General features: G+C 72.9%; 5 protein-coding genes (1 of these 5 cut by a window edge). All 5 read right to left on the minus strand.

The window, feature by feature from the left end; all coding sequences use genetic code 11:
- Positions 1–9,505, minus strand: partial view of an SDR family NAD(P)-dependent oxidoreductase gene (locus ACWDAK_RS13150; protein WP_427393355.1) — the 5' portion only. It extends 14,300 nt beyond the left edge of the window; only the first 9,505 of its 23,805 coding nucleotides appear in the window; it begins with the start codon at positions 9,503–9,505; its stop codon lies off the left edge, out of view.
- Positions 9,506–9,596: 91 nt separating this feature from the next.
- A complete protein-coding gene (locus tag ACWDAK_RS13155) occupies positions 9,597–18,992 on the minus strand; it encodes an SDR family NAD(P)-dependent oxidoreductase (protein ID WP_427393354.1) in 9,396 nt (3,131 codons plus the stop codon).
- Positions 18,989–20,977 carry an asparagine synthase (glutamine-hydrolyzing) gene (gene asnB / locus ACWDAK_RS13160; RefSeq protein WP_344637979.1) on the minus strand — a complete coding sequence of 663 codons (1,989 nt, stop codon included), beginning with the start codon at positions 20,975–20,977 and terminating at the stop codon, positions 18,989–18,991. The genes ACWDAK_RS13155 and asnB overlap by 4 nt, the downstream gene beginning before the upstream one ends.
- 4 nt (positions 20,978–20,981) lie before the next feature.
- On the minus strand, positions 20,982–21,236 hold the full coding sequence (locus ACWDAK_RS13165; protein WP_344637978.1) for an acyl carrier protein: 255 nt from the start codon (positions 21,234–21,236) through the stop codon (positions 20,982–20,984).
- A gap of 83 nt (positions 21,237–21,319) precedes the next feature.
- Entirely contained in the window at positions 21,320–22,906 is a 1,587-nt protein-coding gene (fabD, locus tag ACWDAK_RS13170) for an ACP S-malonyltransferase (protein WP_427393353.1), read from the minus strand.
- Positions 22,907–23,187 lie beyond the last annotated feature (281 nt).

Consider the following 23,187-nt stretch of genomic DNA (forward strand, 5'->3'; position numbering starts at 1 on the left):
GGAACAGCCGCTCCTGCGGGTCCATCATGGACGCCGCCTTCGGCGAGATGCCGAAGAACAGTGGGTCGAACTCGTCGATCCCGTCGAGGAATCCGCCCCACTTGCTGTACGTCTTGCCTTCGACGCCACGGCGCGGGTCGTAGTAACGGCTGTGGTCCCAGCGGCCTTCCGGGATCTCGGTGATGCTGTCCCGACCGGCGAGCAGGTTCTCCCAGAACGCGTCGAGGTCAACGGCGCCGGGGTAGCGGCCCGCCATGCCGACGATCGCGATGGCCATCCCGTCCCCCCGCTCCGCGTGGGCCGCGTTCGCGGGCCGCGCGGTGGCTACGGGTTCGGTGACCGCGGGCGCCGGGGTGACGGAGGGTGTCCGGGCGTCGGTCGTGGCTACGGGCTCGTCGGCCGGGCCGACCAGTGCCGCGAGCGCGGCGGGCTGGGTCCGCAGGAAGTGCCGCACCAGGCCGTCGACCGTCCGCACTTCGAAGAACAGCGTGCTGCCGACGTTGTCGAGCACTTTGCGGACCGCGTCGGTCAGTTGGACGACGAGGATCGAGTCGATGCCGTAGCGCTCGAAGGGCACGTCGGCCCGGATGTCGGCGAGGGGCAGCCGCAGGGTGTCGGCGACCAGGCGGCGGAAGTAGTCGCGGGCCGGCTCCAGCAGGCGCTCGTCGTGGTCGCCGCCGGTGGCGGCCGGGGCGGGCCGCTGCGAGGGGGCGAGCGGCTCCGGCGGAGCGGTCCGGGGCAGGGCTTCCGGGAGGGTGCCACGGAAGGCGGAGGCGCCTTCCGGGCGCGGCTGGCGGACCGCGCCGTCGCTCTCGGCGACGATGACCTGCTGGCCGAGGTCGTCGGCACCCTCGGCGGCGACGAACGCCGCGCGGAAGCCCACCTCGCCGAGCACCCGCCGCCAGCTCTCCGGCGCCAGGCCGGGCGAGCCCGCGATGCGCGGCGCCGGGTCGTCGTAGAGCCACCAGCCGTCGAGCAGGCCGAACGTCAGGTGGCTGAAGAGGATGTTGTCGCTCAGCTCGTTGAGGAGCAGCAGGGCGTTCGTGCGGGCGGCGGCCTTGGCGTTGCGCAGCGTGTTGCGGATGTTGCGGGTCGCGTGCAGCACGTTGGTGGCGATCACCACGTCGTACTCGCCAGGGGCCACCGGCTGGCCGGCGAGCGGCTTCTCGGCGTTGAAGAGCTGCGGGTCCAGGTAGGGCGCGATCTCGCTGTACTCCCGCTGGGCGTGCAGGAGGAACGCCTTGGAGATGTCGGTGTAGCTGTACTTCTCGATGTGCCGGGCCCACGGGCGCAGCCTGCGGAACACCGCGGCGCTGGTGCCGCCGGTGCCCGCGCCGATCTCCAGGATGCGCAGGCGTGCGGACGGGTCGTCCGCCAGCCGGCGTTCGAGGTAGGCGACGAGGGTGTCGGCGAGCACGTCGTTGAAGTAGTCGGCGACGGGGTTGTTCTTGTAGACGCCCTCGACCAGTTCGAGCGAGGCGTTGGGGAACATCACGTCGGTGGCCGGGCGGCGGCCGGTGAGGATGTCGGTCAGCGAGCGCAGCGTCGTGTCGACCAGGACCGCTTGCGGGCGCTTGGCCTCGTCGGCCAGCCAGCGCCGGTGTTCACGGTCCCAGTCCGCCCAGGCGTCGTCGAGGGATCCGGTCCGGGGGTCGAGGGCCGCGTAGCGCTCCTCGCCTTCGCGGCGCAGGCGGCCGGCGTCGGCCAGCACGGTGAGGCTGTGGGACATCCACCGCGCGTAGCGGTCCCCGACGCCGCCGACGGCACGCCACTCGTCGGCGGTGGCCGCGCGGCCGTCGCGGAACATCCCGAGCGACTGCAGCAGCGCCCAGGTCATGTTGACGAGCGCGTCCTGCATGGCTCCGGCGTGGCCGTCGGCCTTCTCGCGCAGCCGCTCGATCTCTGCGCGCCGGTCGGACCTCTCCTCGCGCAGGGCCGTGATCAGCGAGGGCGTCGCGGCGGCGAGGTGGGTGAGGGCGTCGTCGCCGTGGATGCCGTCGATGCTACGGGTGTCCGTGGCCTTGAGCAGTGCGAGCTGCGGGTGCGGGGAGGCGAGCAGCGCGTCGAAGGCCGCCATGCCCTCGGCGGGTTCGATGGAGCCCAGGCCCAGTTGGGCCATGCGCCGGCGGTAGCCGTCGGCGGTGACGATGCCGACGCCCGCCCAGTAGCCCCAGTTCATCACCTTGACCGGGCAGTCGAGCCTGGTGGACAGCTGCTCGGCGAAGGCGTCGGCGAAGGTGCAGCCCGCCGCGTAGTTGGCCTGCCCGGGTGCCTTGAAGAACGCCTGCATCGAGGAGAAGAACGCGACGAAGTCCAGCGGCTGGCCCGCGAAGGCGTCGGCCAGGTTCACCGCCACGTCCGCCTTGGCCTCGTAGGTCGCGCGGAACCGGTCCTCGTCCATCCGGGCCAGGCTCTGGTCGCCGAGCACGATGGCGGTGTGCAGGACGCCGCGCACGGGGCCGTGCCGCCGCACGATCTCGTCACAGGCGCGGCGCAGGGCGTCGCGGTCGGTCGCGTCGGCCTGTACGTAGTCGGGCTTCGGGCCGTACGCGGCCAGGGCGTCCTGCCGTGCCGCGATGGCGACGTCCAGCGGGCGGCGGCCGATCCAGACCACCCGGGCGCCGTGGCGGCGCATCATGTGCTCGGTCCACACGACACCGATGCCGCCCGCGCCGCCGATGGCCACGATCACGCCACCGGGCTCGCACGGAAGGTCCGTCGTACCCGGCTCGGACACCTCCAGCAGGCGCTGGCGGTACCACTCGCCGTGCCGGTGGGCCAGGGCCTCGCCGCGGGGGTCGGCGGGCAGTTCCAGCAGTGCCGTCCAGGGCACCGGGGCACCGGCCTCGATGTCGGCGACGCGGACGCGCCAGTGGGGGTACTCCTTGGCCAGGGTGCCGAGGAGGCCGTGCACTCCGGCGTGGGCCGGGTCGACGTGGTCGTCGCCCGGGAGCAGGCGGGCCTGCCGGGTGATCGCGGTCAGGCCGAGGTCACGGGCGTCCGCGCCGTCTGCCAGAAGTGCCTTGATCAGACGGAACACAGCGAGCGCGCCGCCGGGCCGGGCGCCGGCCGGATCGCCGGGGGTGCCGGCCGGGGCGAGCCAGAAGACGTGCTCGGTGCCGGCGGGCAGCCGCGCGGCGAGCCGGTCGGCGGGCTCGTCGTCGTGGGTGTGCAGGACGGTGGCATCGGGGTGGTGGCGGCGCAGCTCGGCCTGTTCCTCGGCGGTACCGCCCAGCAGGACCACGCGGGCCCCCGGTGCGGGCAGCCGCGGGGAGGAGGTCGCGGGCAGGGCGTCCCACACCGGTGCCAGCAGTGCCGCGCGGGGGGCTTCGCCGGTCACCGGGGTCATCCGGCGGGAGGCGTAGCCGCGCAGGCTCACGCCGAGCCGTCCCTCGTCGTCGTAGAGGTCGATGTCCACTTTGGTCACGTCCCGGTCGGCCGAGGGCGCGTAGCCCTCGGTGTGGCGCAGGTGGGCCCACATGCGCTCGGTGGTGGGGGCGAAGATGTCGGCGGCGTCCAGTGCGAACGGCAGCGCGGGCGCGCCGCGGTGTTCGGCGAGGGCGCCGGTGGCGTCACCGTGGAGCGCGACGACGGCCTGGATGGCGCTGTCGAGCATCGCCGGGTGCAGTGCGAAGGCGCCGTCGGCACCGGCGGGCAGGACGAGGCGGGCCAGGACCTCGCCGTCGCCGACGGCGAGGGTGTCGACGGCGCGCAGGCGGTCGCCGTGCCGGATGCCGACGCCTTCGAGGGCGTCGTGGCACTGCTGCCGGGAGAGCGTGCGCGGGCCGCAGCGGGCACGCAGCGCGTCCAGCGGTGCCGGCGTGGGCGTGCCGGGCCGTGCGACCCGTCCCTGGGCGTGCACGGCCGAGCCGTCGCGCAGCACGCGGAAGGCGTCGCCGTCGAGGTCGACGCACAGCTCGGCACCGTTCTCCTCGACGGGGAACGGAGCGGGCCAGACGACGTCGCGCAGGCCCACCGGCGTGAAGGAGTCCCCGCTCGCGGCACGCCGCGCGGCCTCCAGCGTCAGCACGCCGGGCAGCACCGCCCGGCCGCCCACGTGGTGGTCCGCCAGGAAGAACTCCTGGCCGGTGAGGTGGAGGCGGTAGGCGGGGCCGTCCGGGGCAGCCTGCGGGGCCGGGGTGTCGATCCAGTAGCGCTGCCGCTCGAACGGGTAGGTCGGCAGCGGGACTTGGCGGCGCGCGGCGGGCGGGAAGCTCTCGGTGAAGCGGTCGACCTCACCGCGTACATAGGCCCGGGCCAGTGCGGTCGGCGTCAGTTCGCGTACGCCCCCGACGGGCCGGGGGTCGGCGGCGGTCTCGCCCTGCGCCACCGCGTCCCCGACGGTGCCGGACTGCCAGGCGCGCAGGTGTGCCGCGAGGGCAGGCAGGTCGGCGGCGACGACGGCGAGCCGGTGGGCGAAGTGACCGCGTCCGGCAGCGAGGCTGTAGGCGACCGCCGCGGCGGGCAGTCCGGGTTCGCGGTCGAGGTGGGCGAGCAGCCGCTCGACGACGGCGTGCAGTGCGGCCGGTGTGCGCGCGGACAGCAGGAACGCGTGCTCCCCGCTCGGTCCGCCGACCGCGGGGGCCGGGTACTCCTCCAGCACCACGTGCGCGTTGGTACCGGAGGCTCCGAAGGAGCTGACGGCTGCGCGGCGCGGCCCGTGCGCGGGCGTCGCCCACGGGCGCGGCGCGGTGGTGACGGTGAAGGGGCTGCCTTCGAGGGCGACGGCCCGGTTGGCCGCGCGGAAGTGCAGTATCGGCGGGATCTGCCGGTGTTCGAGGGCCAGCAGTGACTTGATGACACCGGCGATTCCGGCGGCGAACTGTGTGTGTCCCAGGTTGGTCTTGATGGAGCCGAGGACCGCGCTCCCGGTCGGAGCGCCCTCGAACGCGCGGGTGAGCGCGCGGAATTCGATCGGGTCGCCCAGCTGTGTGCCGGTGCCGTGTGCCTCGACGAGCTGGATGCCGCCCGGCTCGATGCCGCCGCGGGCGTGGACGTCGCGCAGGAGCTGTTCCTGGGAGGCCGCGCTGGGGGCGGTGATGCCGTTGGTGGTGCCGTCCTGGTTGATGCCCGAAGCGCGGACGACGCCGTAGATGTGGTCGCCGTCGCGCCGGGCGTCGGCGAGCCGCTTGAGGACGACCGCGCCCGCGCCCTCGCCCGGCACGAAGCCGTCGGCATCGGCGTCGAAGCTGTGGCAGCGACCGCCGGCCGAGAGCATGCCCGCGCGGCTCGCGGACTCGTAGAGCCGCGGGGTGGTCTGGATGAACACGCCGCCCGCGATCGCCATGTCTGCCGTGCCGTCGCGCAGGTCGCGACAGGCCAGGTGCAGGGAGACGAGCGAGCTGGAGCAGGAGGTGTCCGTGGTGAGGGCGGGGCCCTTGAGGTCGAGCTGGTAGGCGATCCGGGACGCCACGACCGACCCCATCGTACCCCACAGCGCCTGCGCCGGGGGATCCGCGTCCAGCTGGTCGTGGTAGTCCCCGGTGTAACAGCCCACGTACACACCGCAGTTGCGGTTGCGCAGGCGTTCGCCGGTGTAGCCGGCGTCCTCCAGCGCGTTCCAGCACTGCTCCAGGAAGATGCGCTGCTGCGGGTCCATGTAAGTGGCCTCGACCCCGGAGATGGCGAAGAACACCGGGTCGAACTGGTCGATTCCGCGGACGAAGCTGCCGGAGCGGCAGGTCACGTCCGGGCCGAGCGGCCAGCGGGTGACCGGCTCGACCAGGTCGTGCCCGGCCATCAGGTGGTCCCACAGGGCGCGCGGGTCCTCGGCGTCGGCGTAACGGGCGGCCATCCCGACCACGGCGATGGCGTCGTCGGCCGGGGACGCGGCGGGCGCCGGGGCCGCCGCCTGGGTGCGCAGCGTGTGGCCGTAGGCGCTGGTGATGAACGTGTGCAGGCGCTCGACGGTGCCGTGGTCGAAGAGGTCGGTGGTCTCCAGCTCGGTGCCGAAGGCCGCGTTGAGCGTGTGCACCAGGTTCACACCGAGGATGGAGTCCAGGCCGTAGTCCGCGAACGGGCGGCGGCGCTCGATCTCGGCGACCGGCATCTGCAGGGCCTCGCCCAGCGAGTCGAGCAGGACGCGCTCCACGTCCGCGGCCCCGGCCGCCGCCGTGCGGGGAGTGGCGGTCACCGGCGCGGGCCGCTCGCTCTCACCGGCGACCGGGTCGAACCAGAAGCGCCGGCCCGCGAAGGGGTAGCTGGGCAGGTGCACCCGCGCGGGGGTGTCGCCGCCGTGCAGGCGGGTCCAGTCCAGGGGCATGCCCTTGGCCCAGGAGGCGGCGAGCTCGCTGTGGTCACCACTGGTGATCCACCGGGCGACGAGCTCGCGGAGCTCGTCGCTCGAAGCCAGGGCGGCCAGGGTTTCCCGGGTGGCCTTGACCCGGCCGCGGTGCCACGGACCCGCGGCCTCGGGGTCGGCGAGGAAGCCGCGGAGCTGCTCCAGCCATGCGGTGGCCGTGCTCGCGACGAAGCACACGCGCTCGTCCATCGGCTCGCGGCCGGTCTGCAGAGTGGCCGCGACGGCCGCCAGGTCGACCGGGGTCTCGGTGTCGAGCCAGGCGGTCAGTTGGGCGGCCCGTGCGCGCAGGTCCTCGGGCGTACGGGCGGACAGGGGCAGCAGGACCGGACCGGCCGGGGCGGCGGGCGTGACGGCCGTGGTGCCCTGGTGCTCGGCGACGATCACGTGCGCGTTGGCGCCGCCCGCGCCGAAGGAGGAGATCCCGGCCATCCGCGGCCCACCGCCTTCGGGCCGCGGCCAGGGGGCGGCGGAGGTCCGCAGGGTGAACGGGGTGGCCGCGAAGTCGATGTCCGGGTTCGGCCGCTCGGCGTGCAGGGTGGGCGCGAACTCGCCGTGCCGCAGCTGCAGTACGGCCTTGGTCAGCCCCGCGATGCCGGCGGCCGCTTCGAGGTGGCCTATGTTCGACTTGGCCGAGCCGAGGGCGCACGCGCCGCTGCCGACGGCGTCGGGGGTGAACGCCTGGGTGAGGCCGTCGATCTCGACGGGGTCGCCGAGCCTCGTGCCCGTGCCGTGCGCCTCGATGTAGCCGATGTCGGCGGCGGACACCCCGGCGCGGTCCAGCGCCTCGCGGATCAGCGCCGCCTGCGCGCGGGGGTTGGGCACGGTGTAGCCGTTGCTGCGGCCGCCGTGGTTGATGGCGGAGCCGAGGATGACCGCGTGGATGGGGTCGCCGTCGGCCTCGGCCTTGGACAGCGGCTTCAGCAGCACCGCGCCGACGCCCTCGCCGGGGGCGAACCCGTCACCGCCGTCACCGAAGCTGCGGCAGCGGCCGTCGGTGGCGAGCATCCGGGAGCGGCACAGCTCGACGTACGTGGAGGGGTGCAGGTAGAGGTTCACCCCGCCGGCGATGGCCAGTTCGCAGGCGCCGTGGCGCAGGTGCTCGCACGCCTCGTGGATCGCGGTGAGCGACGCCGAGCACATGGTGTCGATGGGCATGCTCGGGCCGCGCAGGTCCAGCAGGTAGGACACCCGGTTGGCCAGCGACCCGAAGGAGGTGCGCGGGGCCGGCGGCACCCCGTCCGTCGCCGGGGGGCGGTGCCGGTCGAAGCCGGTCTTGGTGATCCCGGCGAAGACGCCGACTCGTGAGGCGTGCCGATCGGCGAGCCGCTGCCGGGTGTAGCCGGCGTCCTCCAGCGCCGACCACGCGCTCTCGATGAACAGCCGTTCCTGCGGGTCCATGTCGGCCGCGTCCCGGGGCGCGATTCCGAAGAACGCGGCGTCGAACCGGGCGAAGTCGTCCAGGAACGCGCCCCACTTGCTGTAGCTGGCGCCCTGCTGCACGGCGCGCTGGGCGTCCGGTTCGAAGAAGCCGTCCAGTGACCAGCGTTCAGCCGGGATCTCGCGGACGCTGTCGCGGCCGGCGCGCAGGTTGTCCCAGAAGGCCCCCACGGTCGGCGCGTCCGGGTAGCGCCCGCTCAGGCCGATGATGGCGATCGGCTCGGCCGCGCCCCCCGGGCGCGGCCGAGCCGTCGCCTGGGCGGCGGGGCGGTCCGGCGCCACGCTCCCGGCCGGGGTGTCACCGAGCCAGCGGTGGCAGCCGTCCGGGTGCTGCTCGGCGAGGTGGCCGGCCAGCTCGTGCAGCGTCGGGTACTGGTAGAGCAGCGTCTTGGGCAGCGCGCCGAACCATTGCGTGAAGCGGTGGTTGAGCCGGGTGACGGCCAGTGAGTCGATGCCGAAGCTGTCCAGGGGCGCGGCGGCGTCCAGCCTCGCCGCGTCCAGCCGCAGCGTCTCGGCGACGAGTTCCTTCAGCCGGGGCAGCACCCGTGCCCGCAGTCGCACGGCCTGCGTCCCTTCCTCGTCCACGTCGCTCTCCCCTTCCATGACCAGCAGGTGTGGTGTGCCGAGCGCGAGCGCGCCGTACAGCGCGCGCAGCGCGGTGTCCGTCTCCAGGGGGCGGCCGAACCGCTCGGTGAGCGCGGGGACGTCCTCGGCCGGGACGCTCATCCCGCCGTCGCGCCACAGCGGCCAGGCGATCGAGACGCTCCGGCCGTGGCCCTCCCCCGCGGCCACGAGAGCGGCGCGGTGGGTCTGGTAGGCGTCCAGGAACCCGTTGGCGGCGGCATAGTCGGCCTGGCCGGCGTTGCCCAGCGTCCCGGCGCCGGAGGAGAACGCCGCGAGGAAGTCCAGCGGCAGGTCGCGGGTGGCCTCGTCGAGGTGCACCAGCCCGGCGGCCTTGGGCGCGAGCACCCGCTGGGCGTCCCGGTGGGACTTGCGGATCACGAAGGCGTCGCTGATCACGCCGGCCGCGTGCACGATGCCGTCGAGTCGGCCGTACCTGCGCACGAGGTCGCCGACCAGTTCCGCCACGGCCGCGCGATCGGTGACGTCCACCCGGCGGTACTCGCCCCACGGGCCGGGCTCCCGCACCGCCGAACGCCCGCACAGGACGATCCGGGCGGCGGGGACGTGCCGCGCGATGTCGGCAGCGAGCAGCCGCCCGATACCGCCCGCTCCCCCGGTGATCAGGTAGACCCCGCCGGCCTTCCACACCGGTGCGTCCGTCACCTGCGGGGCGGCATCCCATGCGCGGACCTGGCGACGGCCGTCGGTGTAGCGGATGTGCTCCTGCTCCTGCCCGAACTCCGCCTGGAGCACCTCGGCGAGTTCCTCGCCCGACGGCCACCGCGTGAACTCGATCAACTGGCCGTGCAGCGCGGGGTCCTCCTGGGTGGCGGTGCGCAGCATGCCGATCAGGCCCGCGTAGCCGTACGGCGTGGCCTCACGGCAGACGACCTGCACCCGGCAGGGGCCGCCGGCCGGCTGGTCCATCAGCCGCTGGAGCTCTCCCAGCAGCCGGGTCGCCGCGTGCTCGTAGGCCGCGGCGGGCCCGTCGGCACGGCTCTCCACCCGGGCGACGGACACGCCCGGCAGGTCCCGGCGCAGGACTGTCACGTCCTGCTCGGCGACGTCGCACAGCACGACCAGCCGCCGGGCTCCTGCCGGCGTGGCCTTCCCTCGCACCGGTTCGTCGCGCCAGCTCGGCACACGAAGGATGTTTCGACTCAAGTTCGTTCCGTTCTGGGTTCGTGGGGCGGCGGGGCCGCCTGATCCAGGGAGGAGGCAGGGAGGGAAAGCCTCAGGGCCGGCTCAGGGCGTCCGGGCAGGCACGCCCGTCGAGGACCGCGTCGAGCAGCGCCACGGCTGCGGCGGAGTCGAAGGCGGTACCGCCGCCGGGCAGCGGGGCGGGGGCCTCGTCGCTCGCGGGCGCCCAGTAGCGGTCGCGGGCGAAGGGGTAGGCGGGCAGCCGCACGGTGCGCCGCTCACCGGCGGGATGCGTCGCCCGCCAGTCGACGAGCGCGCCGTCGCACCACAGGGACGTCACGTCGTCGAGCCGCCCGTCACGCAGCGCCCGGGTGACCTCCGCGGTCTGCTCCGGCTCACGCCGCACCCCGGTGCCGCGCGACCGCTTGATGCCGCCGGTGTGCCAGCCCGAACGCGCGTCCCCGGCGAGGAAGCGGCCCAGCACACCGAGGACGTCCTCGATGCTCCCGGCGACGAAGCCCAGGCGCTGCTCCATCGCTTCCCGGCCGACCTGGAGGGTGAACGCCAGGTCCGCGAGGTCGGGGGTACGTGCGTCGCGGCGAGCCTGTTCGAGGAAGTCCCGCAGCCGTCCGGCCGAGGCCCGCAGCCGGTCACCGTCCCGGGCGGACAGCACGATGGCCTGGGGCACGGTCGTGCGGGCCGGCGAGATCCGGGGCGCGGGGGGTGCCTCGAGCACGACGTGGGCGTTGGCCCCGCCGAAGCCGATGCTGCTCACCCCGGCCCGCAGCGGCCACTCCCGCCCGGCAGCGTCGGCGCGCGGCTCCCAGCGGCGCAGCTCGCGCACCACGTCGAAACCGCCGTCGGCGAGCGGCAGGTGCGGATTGAGCCGGTCGCAGTGCAGAGTCGGCGGCAGCTCACCGTGGCGCATGGCGAGCAGCACCTTCAGCACTCCGGCCAGACCCGCGGCCGACTCCAGGTGACCGATGTTCGTCTTCACCGAGCCGAGCGCGCACGGCCGAGGACCGTGCGGCGGTTTGCCGTCCGCGGCGCGCAGGGTGCGGTAGGCGCTGGCGAGGGCGTTGACCTCGACCGGGTCGCCCAGCGCGGTGCCCGTGCCGTGCGCCTCGACGTAGCCGATGCTGTCCGGGTCGATGCCGCGCATGGCGTCCTGGATCAGCGCGGCCTGTGCCTTGCCGTTGGGGGCCGTCAGGGATCCGGCGCGGCCGCCGTGGTTCTCGGCGCTGCCGCGGACGACGCCCCAGATGGCGTCGCCGTCCCGCTGCGCCTGGGCGAGCGGTTTGAGCAGCACCACGGCGACGCCCTCGGAGCGAACGTAGCCGTCCGCGTCGGCGGAGAAGGTCTTGCAGCGGCCGTCCGGGCTGAGCATCCCCGCCATCTGTGTGGCGGCGAAGGTGTCGACGCTCAGCAGCAGGTTGACCCCGCCCGCGAGGGCCATGTCGCAGCGGCCCGACCGGATGCTCTCCACGGCACGGTGCAGCGCGATGAGCGAGCTGGAGCAGGCCGTGTCGACCGGTTCGCTCGGCCCGTGCACGTCCAGGACGAAGGAGATCCGGTTGGCCAGCATCGAGTGCGCGTTGCCGGTGGCGGTGAAGCCGTCGGGAGCCACGCCGCTGGCGTTGAGCAAGTGGTGGTAGTCGCTGCCCGAGACGCCGAAGTAGACGCCGGTGTTCTCCGGCAGCCGGGCCGGGGCGTAGCCGCCGTTCTCCAGCGCGGCCCAGACGGTCTCCAGCGCCAGGCGGTGCTGCGGGTCCATCAGCTCCGCTTCGAGCCGCGAGAGGTGGAAGAAGTCCGCGTCGAAGCGGTCCACTCCCTCGATCCGGCCGGCGAACTTCGGGAAGTCCGCCCGAGCGACGGTCTCGGCGTAGCGCCCGTCGAACCGGTCGCCGGGGTAGTCGCCGATCAGGTCGGCGCCCGTGCGCAGCCGCTGCCAGAAGGTGTCGAGGTCGTCCGCGCCGGGGAAGCGCCCTGCCGCGCCGACGATCGCCACGGCGCCGTCGTCGGGAACGGGCTCGGACCGGCGGGCCGGCTCGGGTGTCTCGGGTGCCGCGGGCATCTCGGGTGCCGCGGGGGTTGTCAGCTCCGAGCCGTAGCGCTCCAGCAGGTGCTCGGTGAGGCTGCGGATGTCGGGGCACTCGAAGAAGACCGCCGGAGTGAGGTCCGCGCCGAGGATGCCGTTGAGCTCCGAGGACAGCTTGGCCAGTGTGATGGATTCGAAGCCGTACGCGTGGAAGTGCGTGTCGACGTCGATGTCGGCCAGGTCGAACTTGAGGAGGTCGGCGACGGTCTCGCGCAGGATGTCGACGAGCGCGGACTTCCCGTCCGCCGCGGCCTCGAGTGCCGGAGGGGGAGCAGCCGTTCGGTCGGCCGTCGACTGTCCGTCCGGCTCCGCACGCGACGCCCGGGGCAGGGCGACCGGCGCCCGATCGGCCTCGCCCCGCAGCGCCGCCGGGAGCGTGCCGCCGGTGAACTCGGCGTCCTCGATCCGGCCCAGTACGCGGCCGTGTTCGTCGAGGAAGGCCGCCTGGAAGACGGCACCGGACGTCCGCTCCAGCACGATGGCCCGGGTGTGCTCCACCCGCTCGCCGTACGCGGAGCCGACCCGTGTCACGGCCGCCTCCGTCCGGCCCAGTGCGTGCTGGACGCCCTGGACGAGCCCGACGAGCACCCATGCCGGGAGCTGTACCCGCTGCTTGTGCGGGTCCTGGCACATCGGGGGTTCGGCGACCCGGACGAGCAGCCGGTGCCCGTCCAACTCGGTGACGCTCTCGACGCTGCGCGCGTACGGCCGGGCGTCGATGTCCGATTCGGCGAGCCCGGCGTAGAAGCCGTCCTGGTCGAGGGTGGCCGGGTCGCCGAGCGGCTGCGGCATCGACGCGGTCGCCTCGGGCGCCGCCTGCTCGATGTCGGCGGCGAACCCCAGGGTGGCCTCGTCTGCGTGCCACAGTTCGACGCGGTGCGAGCCCGACCCGGTCGTGCCGAGCCGCCATTCGAACGTCTCCACGGCGTCCGCGGGCGACGGCAGCGCGGCCCATCGGGCGTCGCGCAGCCGCAGCGGCCCCTCCAGCCCGGCGAGCCGGGCGAAGGCCAGTGCCGCGTCCAGCAGCGCCACGGTGGCGTAGCGACGCTTGCGGCCGACGGTGTGGACGTAGTCGAGCAGGTCGTCCCCGCGCAGCTCCAAGGCGTAGCGCACGCCGTTCAGGTCCGACCGGTTGGCGCCGATCCACGGGTGTGCCCGCCGGGTGAAGGCCAACGGCCGCAGCACGCTCGGCGCGTCGTCGTACTCGGGGTACCAGCAGCGCACCTGGTCGAAGGGGTAGGCCGGGAGCGACAGCTTGGCCGGGCGGGTTCCCGTCGGCCACAGCAGGTCCCAGTCCGGTCCGGCGCCGCCCGCCCAGTGGCGCGCCAGCGCGGACAGGTCCGCGTCGCGCAGGGCCTGCTCGACGATGGCGGCGTCGGCGGTGCGCCGCTGCCTCAGCGTGCTCACGGTGAAGTGCACGCCGCGGGGCGGATCGAGTGCTTCGGCGGTCCAGTCGATCTCGGACAGCCGGGCGAGCCGGGTGAGCGCGTCGGACATGTCATCGGCGACGAACGCCAGTCGGCACGGCAGTTCGTTCTTGCCGGTCTGCAGGGTGTAGGCGAGCGCGTCCAGGCCCGGTGCGGTGTCCCGCACGTACTGATGCGTGTCACGCAGCACCGTCCGCAAGGCCTGGGGAGTCATGGCGGAGAACACCAGCAGTTGCGGCCGGCCGCTGTCCGGCGCCGCGACGACGCTCCCGTCGTGCTCCTCGACGACGATGTGGACGTTGATGCCGCCCGCGCCGATGGACGTGACGCCCGCCCGGCGGGGGACCTCCTCGCCGCCGATCAGGGGGCGGCGCCACTCCGCACGGTGACGCTGCACCACGAACGGCGTATTCTCGAACTCGATCGCGGGGCTCAGCGTCTCCGCGTGCAGCGACGGCGCCAGTGTGCGGTGCTTGAGCTGGAGCAGCACCTTGGTCAGGCCGGCCAGGCCCGAACCGGACAGCAGGTGTGCCACGTTGGACTTGACCGAGCCGATCGCGCAGAACTCCCGGTCCTGGGTGTCGCGGCCGAACGCCAGGCTCGCGCCCTTGATCTCGATCGGGTCGCCGAGGGAGGTCGCCGAGCCGTGACCCTCCAGGTAGCTGATCGTCCGCGCGTCCACTCCGGCGTCGTCGAGCGCCTTCTCGATGGCGCGTGCCTGCTGCCGCGGGCTCGGCACCGTGAAGCCGTTGCGCACCCCGGCGTTGGTCATGCCGCTGCCCTTGATCACGCCGTAGACGTGGTCGCCGTCGGCCACCGCCTCCGCCAGCGGCTTGAGCACGAGCGCGCCGACGCCTTCACCGAGGATCGTGCCGTCGGCACCGAGGCCGTAACTGCGCACGACACCGGCGGACTTGGTGGTGAAGTGCGCCTGCGAGGTGGCGATCAGGTCGAACGGGTGCAGCATCAGGTTGATGCCGCCGACGACGACCATGCGGCACTCGCCGCCGCGCAGCATCCGCACCGCCTGGTGCACGCATGCCGACGAGGAGGAGCACATCGTGTCGAGGAACGCCGACGGCCCGGTGAAGCCGTAGTGGTACGACAGCATGTTGGCCATCACGCCGATCTCGCTGCCGCTGGTGGCGGTGCCGCGGGTCAGCATGTTCTGGAAGCCGTAGAACGAGTAGCTGTTGTTCATCGAGCCGACCAGTACGCCGACGTCGCTGTCGTAGCGGCGCTTGAGCGTCTCGCGTGAATAGCCCGCGTCCTCCATCGCCGTCACGCCCGCTTGCAGGAACAGCCGGACCTCCGGGGACAGCAGCTCGGCGTCGCGCTGGGAGATGTTGAAGTAGCGCGGGTCGAACGCCTCGACGTCCCGGAGGAACGTACCGGTCCTGACGACCGTCTTCCCCTGGACGTCACGCTCGTCGAAGTAGATGTCGCTGTGCCGCCACCGCGATTCGGGGACCGGTTCGAAGCTGTGACGGCCCTCGCTGAGCAGCTCCCAGAACTCCTCCAGCGTGTCGGCGCCGGGATAGCGCCCGGCCATGCCGATCACCGCGATGTCGTGCCGCTCCGGGTCGGTCCACGGCGCGGGGGTGCGTGCTTCGACGGCCGCGGACGTCCGCGGGACCGGTGCCGTTGCAGCGGGCGCCTCGACGACCGGCGTCTTTGGGACCGTGTGCCCGGTAGGGGGTTCCTCGGGGGCGAAGAGCTCCAGCAGGCGGTCGCGGTGCTCGGCGACGAAGTAGTCCGCCACGCCCTGGAGATCGACGTGCTCGAAGAACAGCGTCTTGGGCAGCGACCCGAAGGTGTCCTCCAGCTTGCTGGTCAGGTCGACGATGGAGATCGAGTCGATGCCGTAGGTCTCCAGCTTCTCCTCGACCAGGATGTGCTCCGCGTCCTGCCGGGTCACCTCGGCGAAGAGGTTGCGCAGGTGCTCCTGCGTGCGGGCGCCGAGTTCACGCTCGTCCAGGACGGCCGGCGCGGCGCTCGTCCGCTGCGGTACGGGCCGCGCGGCGCGGTCCAGTCCCGCGTAGACGCGCAGCTTGGGCCTGTCCCCGAACAGCACCACGCGGCGGACGGGTGTGTCGGTGCGCAGCGCGCGCTCCAGCGCGTCCAGACCGGCCTCGCTCGGCAGCGGCACGGTGCCGGTGCGCTTGCGCAGGTAGGCCAGGCTGGCGTCGTCCACCCGCATGCCGCCGTCGGCCCACAGCGGCCAGTCGACCGAGCGGGTCACACTGCCGGATGCCTGCCGCCGTGCGGCGAACGCGTCGAGGAAGGCGTTGGCGGCGGCGTAGTCGGCCTGCGCGGCGTTGCCGAACGCGCCTGCCACCGAGCCGAACAACAGCAGGAAGTCCAGGCCGCTTCCGCGGGTCGCGGCATCGATGTGCGCGACGCCGTCCACCTTGGGCGCGAGCACGGCGGCGGTGCCCGCGAGCGGCTTGTTCGCGAGGTAGCCGTCGTCGAGCACACCGGCCGCGTGGAACACCCCGTCGAGCCGGCCGTGCTCCGCGCGGATGGCCGCCACCGTCGTCCGTACGCCGTCCGCGTCCGTGACGTCGGTCCGGCGGTACGCCACCGCTCCGTGGGGCAGTCGCGCCCGCAGCTCGTCGACCGCCGTGCTCCCGGCCGACCGGCCGCTGATGACCACCGTCGCGCCGTAGCGTCGGCACAGCCGCTCGGCCAGCAGTTGGCCGAGCCCGCCGGCTCCCCCGGTGATCCAGTACACGCCGCCGTCACGGAGCAGGCTCTCCCCCACGTCGGCGTGCGGCAGTTCGACGGTCTCGTGGCGCAGTCGGCGGCCGTCCGGGGTGTAGGCGACCTCGGTGTCCTCCCCGGCGCCCGCCTCCGCCCGTACGACGCGCTCGAAGCGGACGGCGTCGCGGGAGTCCCACCCGTCGAGGAGCACCAGCGCGCCCGTGAAGGACGGGTTCTCCTGGTGCGCGGTCTTCAACAGCGCCGCCAGTGGGGCGTAGACCGGCGACTCGGGCGCTCCGGGCGCGACGACGAGCACGCGCCGCCCCTGCCCGAGCAGTCGCTGGACGTGCGGGTAACAGGCCTGGAACGCGGCCTTCATCGCGGTCGCGTCGGTGGCGCCCGCGGGGACCGCCAGGTGCTCGACGTCCATGCCCAGTCGCGCGGCACTCGCCGCGACGAGGTCCGGGTCCAGCGCGGCGTTCAGCACCGTCATCGGCCCGGTCGGTCCGGCCACGGGAGCCACGGCCTCCGACCAGCGGCCGGTGACCTCGATGAGCTCACCTTCCGGGGCAGCGCTCACGGACCCGGCGGCGGGCAGTGCCCTGGAGGTGTATCCGGTGAACCGCACGCACAGCCGGCCGTTCTCGCCGATCAGGTCGATGTCGACCGCCGCCTTGTTCCCCCGGGCGCTGTCCGCGGGCCTCAGCCACGCCCACATCGTCGGGGTCGTCGGCGCGTGGACGAGGAGGCCGTCCAGGGCGAACGGCACCGCGGGCGCGGACGGCTCACGCCAGCCGCCGTCCGCCGAGCCCAGGGCCAGGGCCGCGAGGAGGGCGCTGTCGAGGATCGCGGGCTGAAGCCGCATGCCCGCCGGGGCGTCGGCGGGCAGCCGCAACTCGGCCAGGACACCCTCCTGTCCGCGGTGCAGCGTGTGCAGAGCGCGCAGCGCGGGGCCGTGCTCGATGCCGCTGGCCCGCAGCGCGGCATACCCTTCGGCGACGTCGACGCTCCGGGGGTGCCGCTCGCGCAGCGCACCCAGATCCGTCGTGTCCACCACGGCCGCGCCGTACTCGACCCGGCCGCTGGTGTACGCCGTGCCCTGCTCGTCGGTGATCGCGTAGTCGTAGCCCTCGCCCGCGGCGGTCAGCAGGAGCCGTGCGGACAGCACCGTGTCCGCGACGATCAGCGGGCGGATCCATACCGCGTTGCGGACGCGCGGCGCCTGTCCGGCGCGGGTGCCCGCCACGACCGCCTGCCCGGCCGCCGCCGCGACGAGTTCCAGCGCCACCACGCCCGGGACGATCCGGACGCCGTTGACCACGTGGTCCCGTACGAATCCTTGCGTGGCGTCGAAGCGCACGGGGAACGACCAGCCACCGTCGTGCGCCCGCCCCTCGCCAAGCGGCGCGGGAGCCTCCGCCGTACGACTCGGCTCCGGCTCGCCGGCCGGGCGGAACCAGTGCGGGGTGCGTGCGAACGCGTAGCCCGGCAGGTGCACGCGCCGGCCCTGTTCCGGCCACTGTGCCCAGTCAACCGGCAGGCCCTGGGCCCACGCCGCCGCGAACTTCTCCCTGCGGCCCTGCTCCAGCCAGCGCTCGGCCAGCGCCGCCAGGTCGTCCGCGTCCAGCCCGTCGGGGCCCTTTGCGTCCGCGCGGCCGCGGAGGCAGTCCGTGGGGGGCGTCTCCCCCGCGGCGACGCTCTCCAGCTGGGCCGCCCACTCGCCGAGGCCGCTCGCGCGGAACACCACCCGCTCGCGCATCGGCACCCGGCCCTCGCGCAGCGTGCGCGCGACATCGGTCAACGACAGCGGATCCCCGTTCTCGACGCGGCCGCGGGCCCAGTGGGCGAGCGCGGCGCACGTCTCGCGGAGCCGCTCCTCGTCCTTGGCCGACACCGGCAGCCACTGTTCGCCGGTGTCCTCGGTGACGGTGACCGGGTCACCGGATTCCAGCAGCACATGGGCGTTCGTCCCGCCGAACCCGAACGAGCTGACGCCGGCACGCAGCGGTGCGGATTCCCCGGCGCCCCAGTCGACGAGGCGGTCCACGACGTACAGCGGACTGCCGTCCAGCTTGATGAGGGGGTTGAGCTTGCGGAAGTTGACCGTGGCGGGCAGCTTGCGGTGGCGCATGGCGAGGATCACCTTGAGCATGCCCGCCACCCCTGCGGCACCCTCCAGATGCCCGATGTTGGTCTTCACCGAGCCGACGCCGCAGCGGTGTTCGGCCGCGGGCCGGTCCGCGTTCAGCTCGGCGAAGGCCTGCTTCAGACCGCGGATCTCGATCGGATCCCCGACGGGCGTGCCGGGGCCGTGCGTCTCGACGTAGGTGACGCTCTCGGGCTCGATGCCCGCCCGGCGGTAGACGTCGGTGATCAGCTCGGCCTGGGCGGCCGGGTTGGTGACGGTCAGGGAGCTGGTGCGCCCGCCGTGGTTGCTGCCGATGCCCTTGATCACCGCGTGGATGGCGTCGCCGTCACGGCGGGCGTCCGCGGCCCGCTTGAGCAGGACGACGCCGCCGCCCTCGCCCCGCACATAGCCGTTGGCGTCCGCGTCGAACGCGCGGCAGAGCCCGTCGGGCGAGAGCATGCCCGCCTTGGCGAAGGCGATGAAGTGCCGGGGCGACCACGTCAGGTTGACCCCGCCGGCGAGGGCCTGGTCGCAGTCGCCGTTGTGCAGCGCCTGCACCGCCTGTTGCACCGCGACGAGCGAACTGGCGCACGCGGTGTCGTTGACGACGCTGGGGCCGCGGAAGTCGAAGTGGTGGGACACGCGGTTGGCGATGATCGCGTAGGCCGCGCCGGTCGGGTAGTAGGCGTCGATCTCCTCGACTTCCCGCTCGATCAGCTCGGCGTAGTCCCAGTGGCAGACCCCCATGAAGACGCCGGTGCGCGAACCCGCGATCCGGTCGGCGCGGTATCCGGCGTCCTCGAGCGCGTGCCAGCTCAGTTCCAGGGCCATCCGCTGCTGCGGGTCCATGGACTGCGCCTCGCGAGGAGAGATCTTGAAGAAGTCCGCATCGAAGCAGTCGATGTCGTCGACGAAGCCGCCCCACACGCTGTTGGTCTTGTTGAACTCGCGGCGCGGGTGCCCGAGGTGGTCCTCCTTGCGCCAGCGGCGCGCAGGCACCTCGCTGATCAGCGAGCGCCCCGCGGCCAGGTGGTCCCAGAACTCCTCCGGGGTGCGCGAGCCGGGCAGCCGCAGGGACAGACCGACGACGGCGATGTCCTGGTCCTCGGCGGGAGCGCCGGATTCCGTCTTCACAGCACGTTCTCCGTCCTGGCCGACAGGGCACTGCTGCGCCGGTCGACGACGTTCAAAGGGATACCGAGCGGAGCGTGGCGGCGCGCGTGCCCGCGCACGTACCAGTGGTGCAGCCAGACCGTCGAGGCCAGGAGGACGAACGCCTGGTTCTCCTTTGTGCCGATCCCCTCCGGGGGGCTGTCGAAGACGCGGTCGGTGAACCGCCGCACGAAGCGCGGGTCCAGCACACCGATCTCCTCGAGGGTGCCGGGGTCGGTCAGCAGCTCGCGGTAGTGCGGGCGGGACCGGACGAACGCGGCACTGTCCGGGGCGCGGTAGGGGAACTTCCCCTTCCTGACGATCCGTTCGGGCAGCACATCGGCGTAGGCCTGCTTGAGCAGGTACTTCTCGTCGAAGGAGTCCCCGAACCGCAGGTTGAGCGACGCCGCCCGGCGCACCACGGCGGGGTCGAGGAACGGGCAGCGGTTCTCCACACCGTGCGCCAGCGCCATCCGCTCGCCCTGGGTCGACAGCAGATAGCCGCTCAGTAGGGTGCGGAATTCCAGCCACTGTGCCTTCTGCACCGGGGACAGCCGCGCGTAACCGGGCTCGCGCGCCACCAGCTCCTTGACGGCCGCGAACGGATCGCCCGCGTCCCGCAGCAGGCGGGCGGCGAACCGGCCGTTCTGGAACCGCATCTGGTGCGAGAAGAGGCCGGGCAGGCTCTCCTCAGTGAACTGCCGGTAGAGCCCCAGCATGCGGCGGTGGCCGTCCGCCCCGTTGAAGTGGCGCAGGTAGGGGTGGAGCTGCCCCATCCTGCGCATGCGGGTGTCGTCGTCCAGCTCGTGCCACGCCGAGAGCAGCTGGGTGTCCTTGAAGATGCCGTATCCCAGGAACGCCTCGTCCGCGCCCTCGCCGCTGAGGACGACCTTGATGCCCTCGCTCCGCACGTGGCCGGCCAGCAGGTACATCGGTACGAACGCGGTACGGAAGACGGGCACCTCGGCGTGCCGGACAGCTTCCGGGAAGGCGTCGACGATGTCGGAGTCCTTCACCCGTACCGTGGAGTGCCGCGTGCCCAGGTGCTTCGCCAGCTCGTCCTGTTCGGCCGACTCGTCGAACTCCGCGTCCTCGAACTGGATCGAGAACGTCCGCAGGGGGCGGTCGGTCCGCCGCGCGGCGATGTGCGCGATGATCGACGAGTCCAACCCGCCGGAGGCGTACACCCCGACCTCCACGTCACTGCGCAGCCGTACGTCGACCGCGGCCTCCAGCTCCGCGCGGACCAGCCCGACGGCCTCCTGCTCGGACTCCGGCGCCGGGCCGGCGGTCAGGTCGAGGCTCGCCCAGCGGCCGCGTCGGACCGTGTCCCCGCGCACGGAGAGGTACTCGCCCATCGGGATCTGCTCGATTCCGCGGTAGCCGCTCTGGCCGGGCAGCGGGGCCCAGGTGGCGTAGATCGAGGACAGTTCGCGTGCGTCGAAGTCGAAGCTGAAGCCCGGGTAGGCCAGGAACGCCTTCATCTCGGAGGCGAACAGCCATGCGCCCTCGTGCCGGGCCACGAACAGCGGCCGCTTGCCGAACCGGTCGCGCGCCAGGTGCAGCTCGCCGGTGGTGGTGTCGAAGACGGCGAACGCGAAGGCGCCGTTGAACCTGGGCAGGCAGTCGTGGCCCCAGGCGGCCCAGGCGTTGAGGACGACCTCGGTGTCGGACCCGGTGCGGAAGGTGAAGCCGCGGCCGGTCAACTCGTCGCGCAGTTCACGGTAGTTGTACAGCTCGCCGTTGTAGCAGAGCCAGTAGCGGCCGTCGGCGCTGCCGACCGGCTGCGAGCCGCTGGACAGGTCGATGATGCTCAGCCGTACCGTGCCCATGGCCAGGCGGTCGTCGAGGAAGCAGCCCGCTTCGTCCGGGCCGCGGTGCTCGATCTGTGCGAGCATGTCGTGGATCACGTGCTGGTATTCCCGCGGGTGCAGGGAGCTTTCGTGGAAGCCGGCTATTCCGCACATCGGGTCACCGGCTCCCGACGGTCCGCGCACGGGCCGCGTCGACGAACTCGACGATGCCGGACAGCGAGACCATGATGTTGCCGAGGAGTTCCTCCTCACCGAAGGAAACGTCGTATTCCTGCTCGATGTGGGCCATCAGCGAGACGTAGCCGAACGAGTCGAGGATGCCCGCCTTGAACAGGTCGGTGTCCTCGGTGATCTCCGAGTCGAACTCGAACATCAGCCGTTCTTCCATGTACTTCTTGATTTCCTGCTTCATGGCTGTCCTCACCGTCGAAATGGTTGGTCCGGACGCGCGCCGGTGCCCGACGCCCGTGAATGCTTCGCTGCTTCGGCGCGGTGCTACGCGACCGCGAGCCCGGCGCGGACGACCCGGGCCAGCGCGGGCCACTGGGCCCGGATGAAGAAGTGGTCGCCGGGGAACCGGTGGGTGGTCAGGGGACGGGTGCTCTCCCGTTGCCAGGCGTCGACGTCGGCCTGGGTGAACCACTCGCTCTCACCGGTCATGGCGGTGACGGGCACGTCCAGTGGCGGCGCGTCCTCGTGCTCATAAGCGCCCAGCGCGGCGAAGTCGGCCCGCATGACGCGCTCGTAGTAGGCCATCAGGTCCTCGTGCTCCCATAGCTCCGCCGGGATGCCGCCGAGCTGCTTCAGGTGCGCCCAGAAGGCGTCGGTCGGCAACTCCCACGTATGGCGCTCCCGGCTCGGTATCGCCGGTCCGCTCTCGCCGGAGACGAACAGGTGGGCCGGTGCGGGCAGGCCCTCCTCGCGCAGCCGGTGGCAGAGCAGGAAGGCCAGCCGGGCGCCGAGGCTGTGGCCGTAGAGGGCGTACGGGGCGTCGAGCCGGTTCCGCAGCTGCCGGAGCAGGTCGTCGACAATCGCCGGGAGTTCCCGCAGCAGGGGTTCGGAGGACCGCCGGCCCCGGCCCGGCCGCTCCAGCGTCACCACGTCGACGTCCGGGAGGTGCTCGGTCAGGCCCGCGTAGGCGCGCTCGTCGCCTCCGGCGTAGGCGACGCAGAACAGCCGGGGCCGTGCCGTGCCCGCCGCGCGGGCAGGGGGCGCGGCGGCCGTGCGGATCTGCTCGACCATGCGTGTCAGGACCTGTCCTTCGCCCACCTGCCGGCAGTCCTCGGCGGACGTGCGCTCCAGCAGGTAGCGGATGCTTTCCAGCCACCTCACCGACCCGGAGATCTGCTCGCTCAGCGTCGCGGCGATGTCCTGCTCCACGTACGGCCGCGCGGTGAGGTTGGCGATCACCGTGGCCCGCAAGGGGGAGAACCGGAAGCCTTTGAGGAAGGCCGCGAACTCGTCACGGGCCGGAGCCATGAACCGCGAGTGGAACGCGGCCGACACCTTCAGCGGGGCGACCCTGATCCGGCGCTCGTCGAGAACCCGGCGGGCCCGCTCGATCTCGTCACGGGCCCCGGACAGCACGATCTGAGTGGGGGTGTTGATATTGGCGACATCGAGCCGGGAAAGGCCCTCCTCGTCGAGGAAGGCGCGCAGGTCGCTCTCACTCATCCCCACGACGGCGAGCATGGCCCCGTCCGAGATCCGGGCCATGAGCTCGCCCCGCTTGATGACGAGCTTGAGGCCGGTCTCGAAGTCGAAGGCGCCGGCGGCGTGCAGGGCGTTGTACTCCCCGAGGCTGTGGCCGAGCAGGTAGTCACCCTCGGGTTCGCCCCGCTCCAGGGAATCCCGGTAGGACAGGGCGTTGACGACGTAGAGCGCGGGCTGGGTGAAGCGCGTGTCGTTCAATCGCCTGTCGGGGTCCGCCAGGCACAGCCGGGGGAGGTCGTAGCCGAGGACGTCGTTGGCCATGGCGGTCGGCTGCCGGAAACGCTCGAAGAGTCCGGCCCCCATTCCCCGGGCCTGGGACCCCTGCCCGGGGAAGAGCACGGAGCGCGTTCCCGCGGTGGAATCCCTCACGCCGGACTCCTGTCGGCCCGTTCTCGGGTCATGGCCGACTTCCCCGTACAGGTGACGAGCGCCGGTGCGCCCCGCTTCGCGAGAGCCACCGAAATCGTGGCGGGCAAACGACACGGCGGTACTCCTCAGGTGAATGCCTCTTGGCGATCCGACGGTTCAGTGGAGGGCATGGCGACGGCTGTCATCAGGCCGGTTCATGCGCTCCCGTTTCGGCGGCGGTTCCCGACACGGGGAATCCTGCGTCACCACCCTTGCGGTCCCCTGGTCAGGACGCTGGCTGT

This window comes from Kitasatospora sp. NPDC001175 (assembly GCF_053598215.1).

What these genes read in the sequence shown, in the direction of transcription:
- asnB (WP_344637979.1), bottom strand. Translation starts at nt 20,977, where the DNA reads ATGTGCGGAATAGCCGGCTTCCACGAAAGCTCCCTGCACCCGCGGGAA.
- ACWDAK_RS13165 (WP_344637978.1), bottom strand. Translation starts at nt 21,236, where the DNA reads ATGAAGCAGGAAATCAAGAAGTACATGGAAGAACGGCTGATGTTCGAG.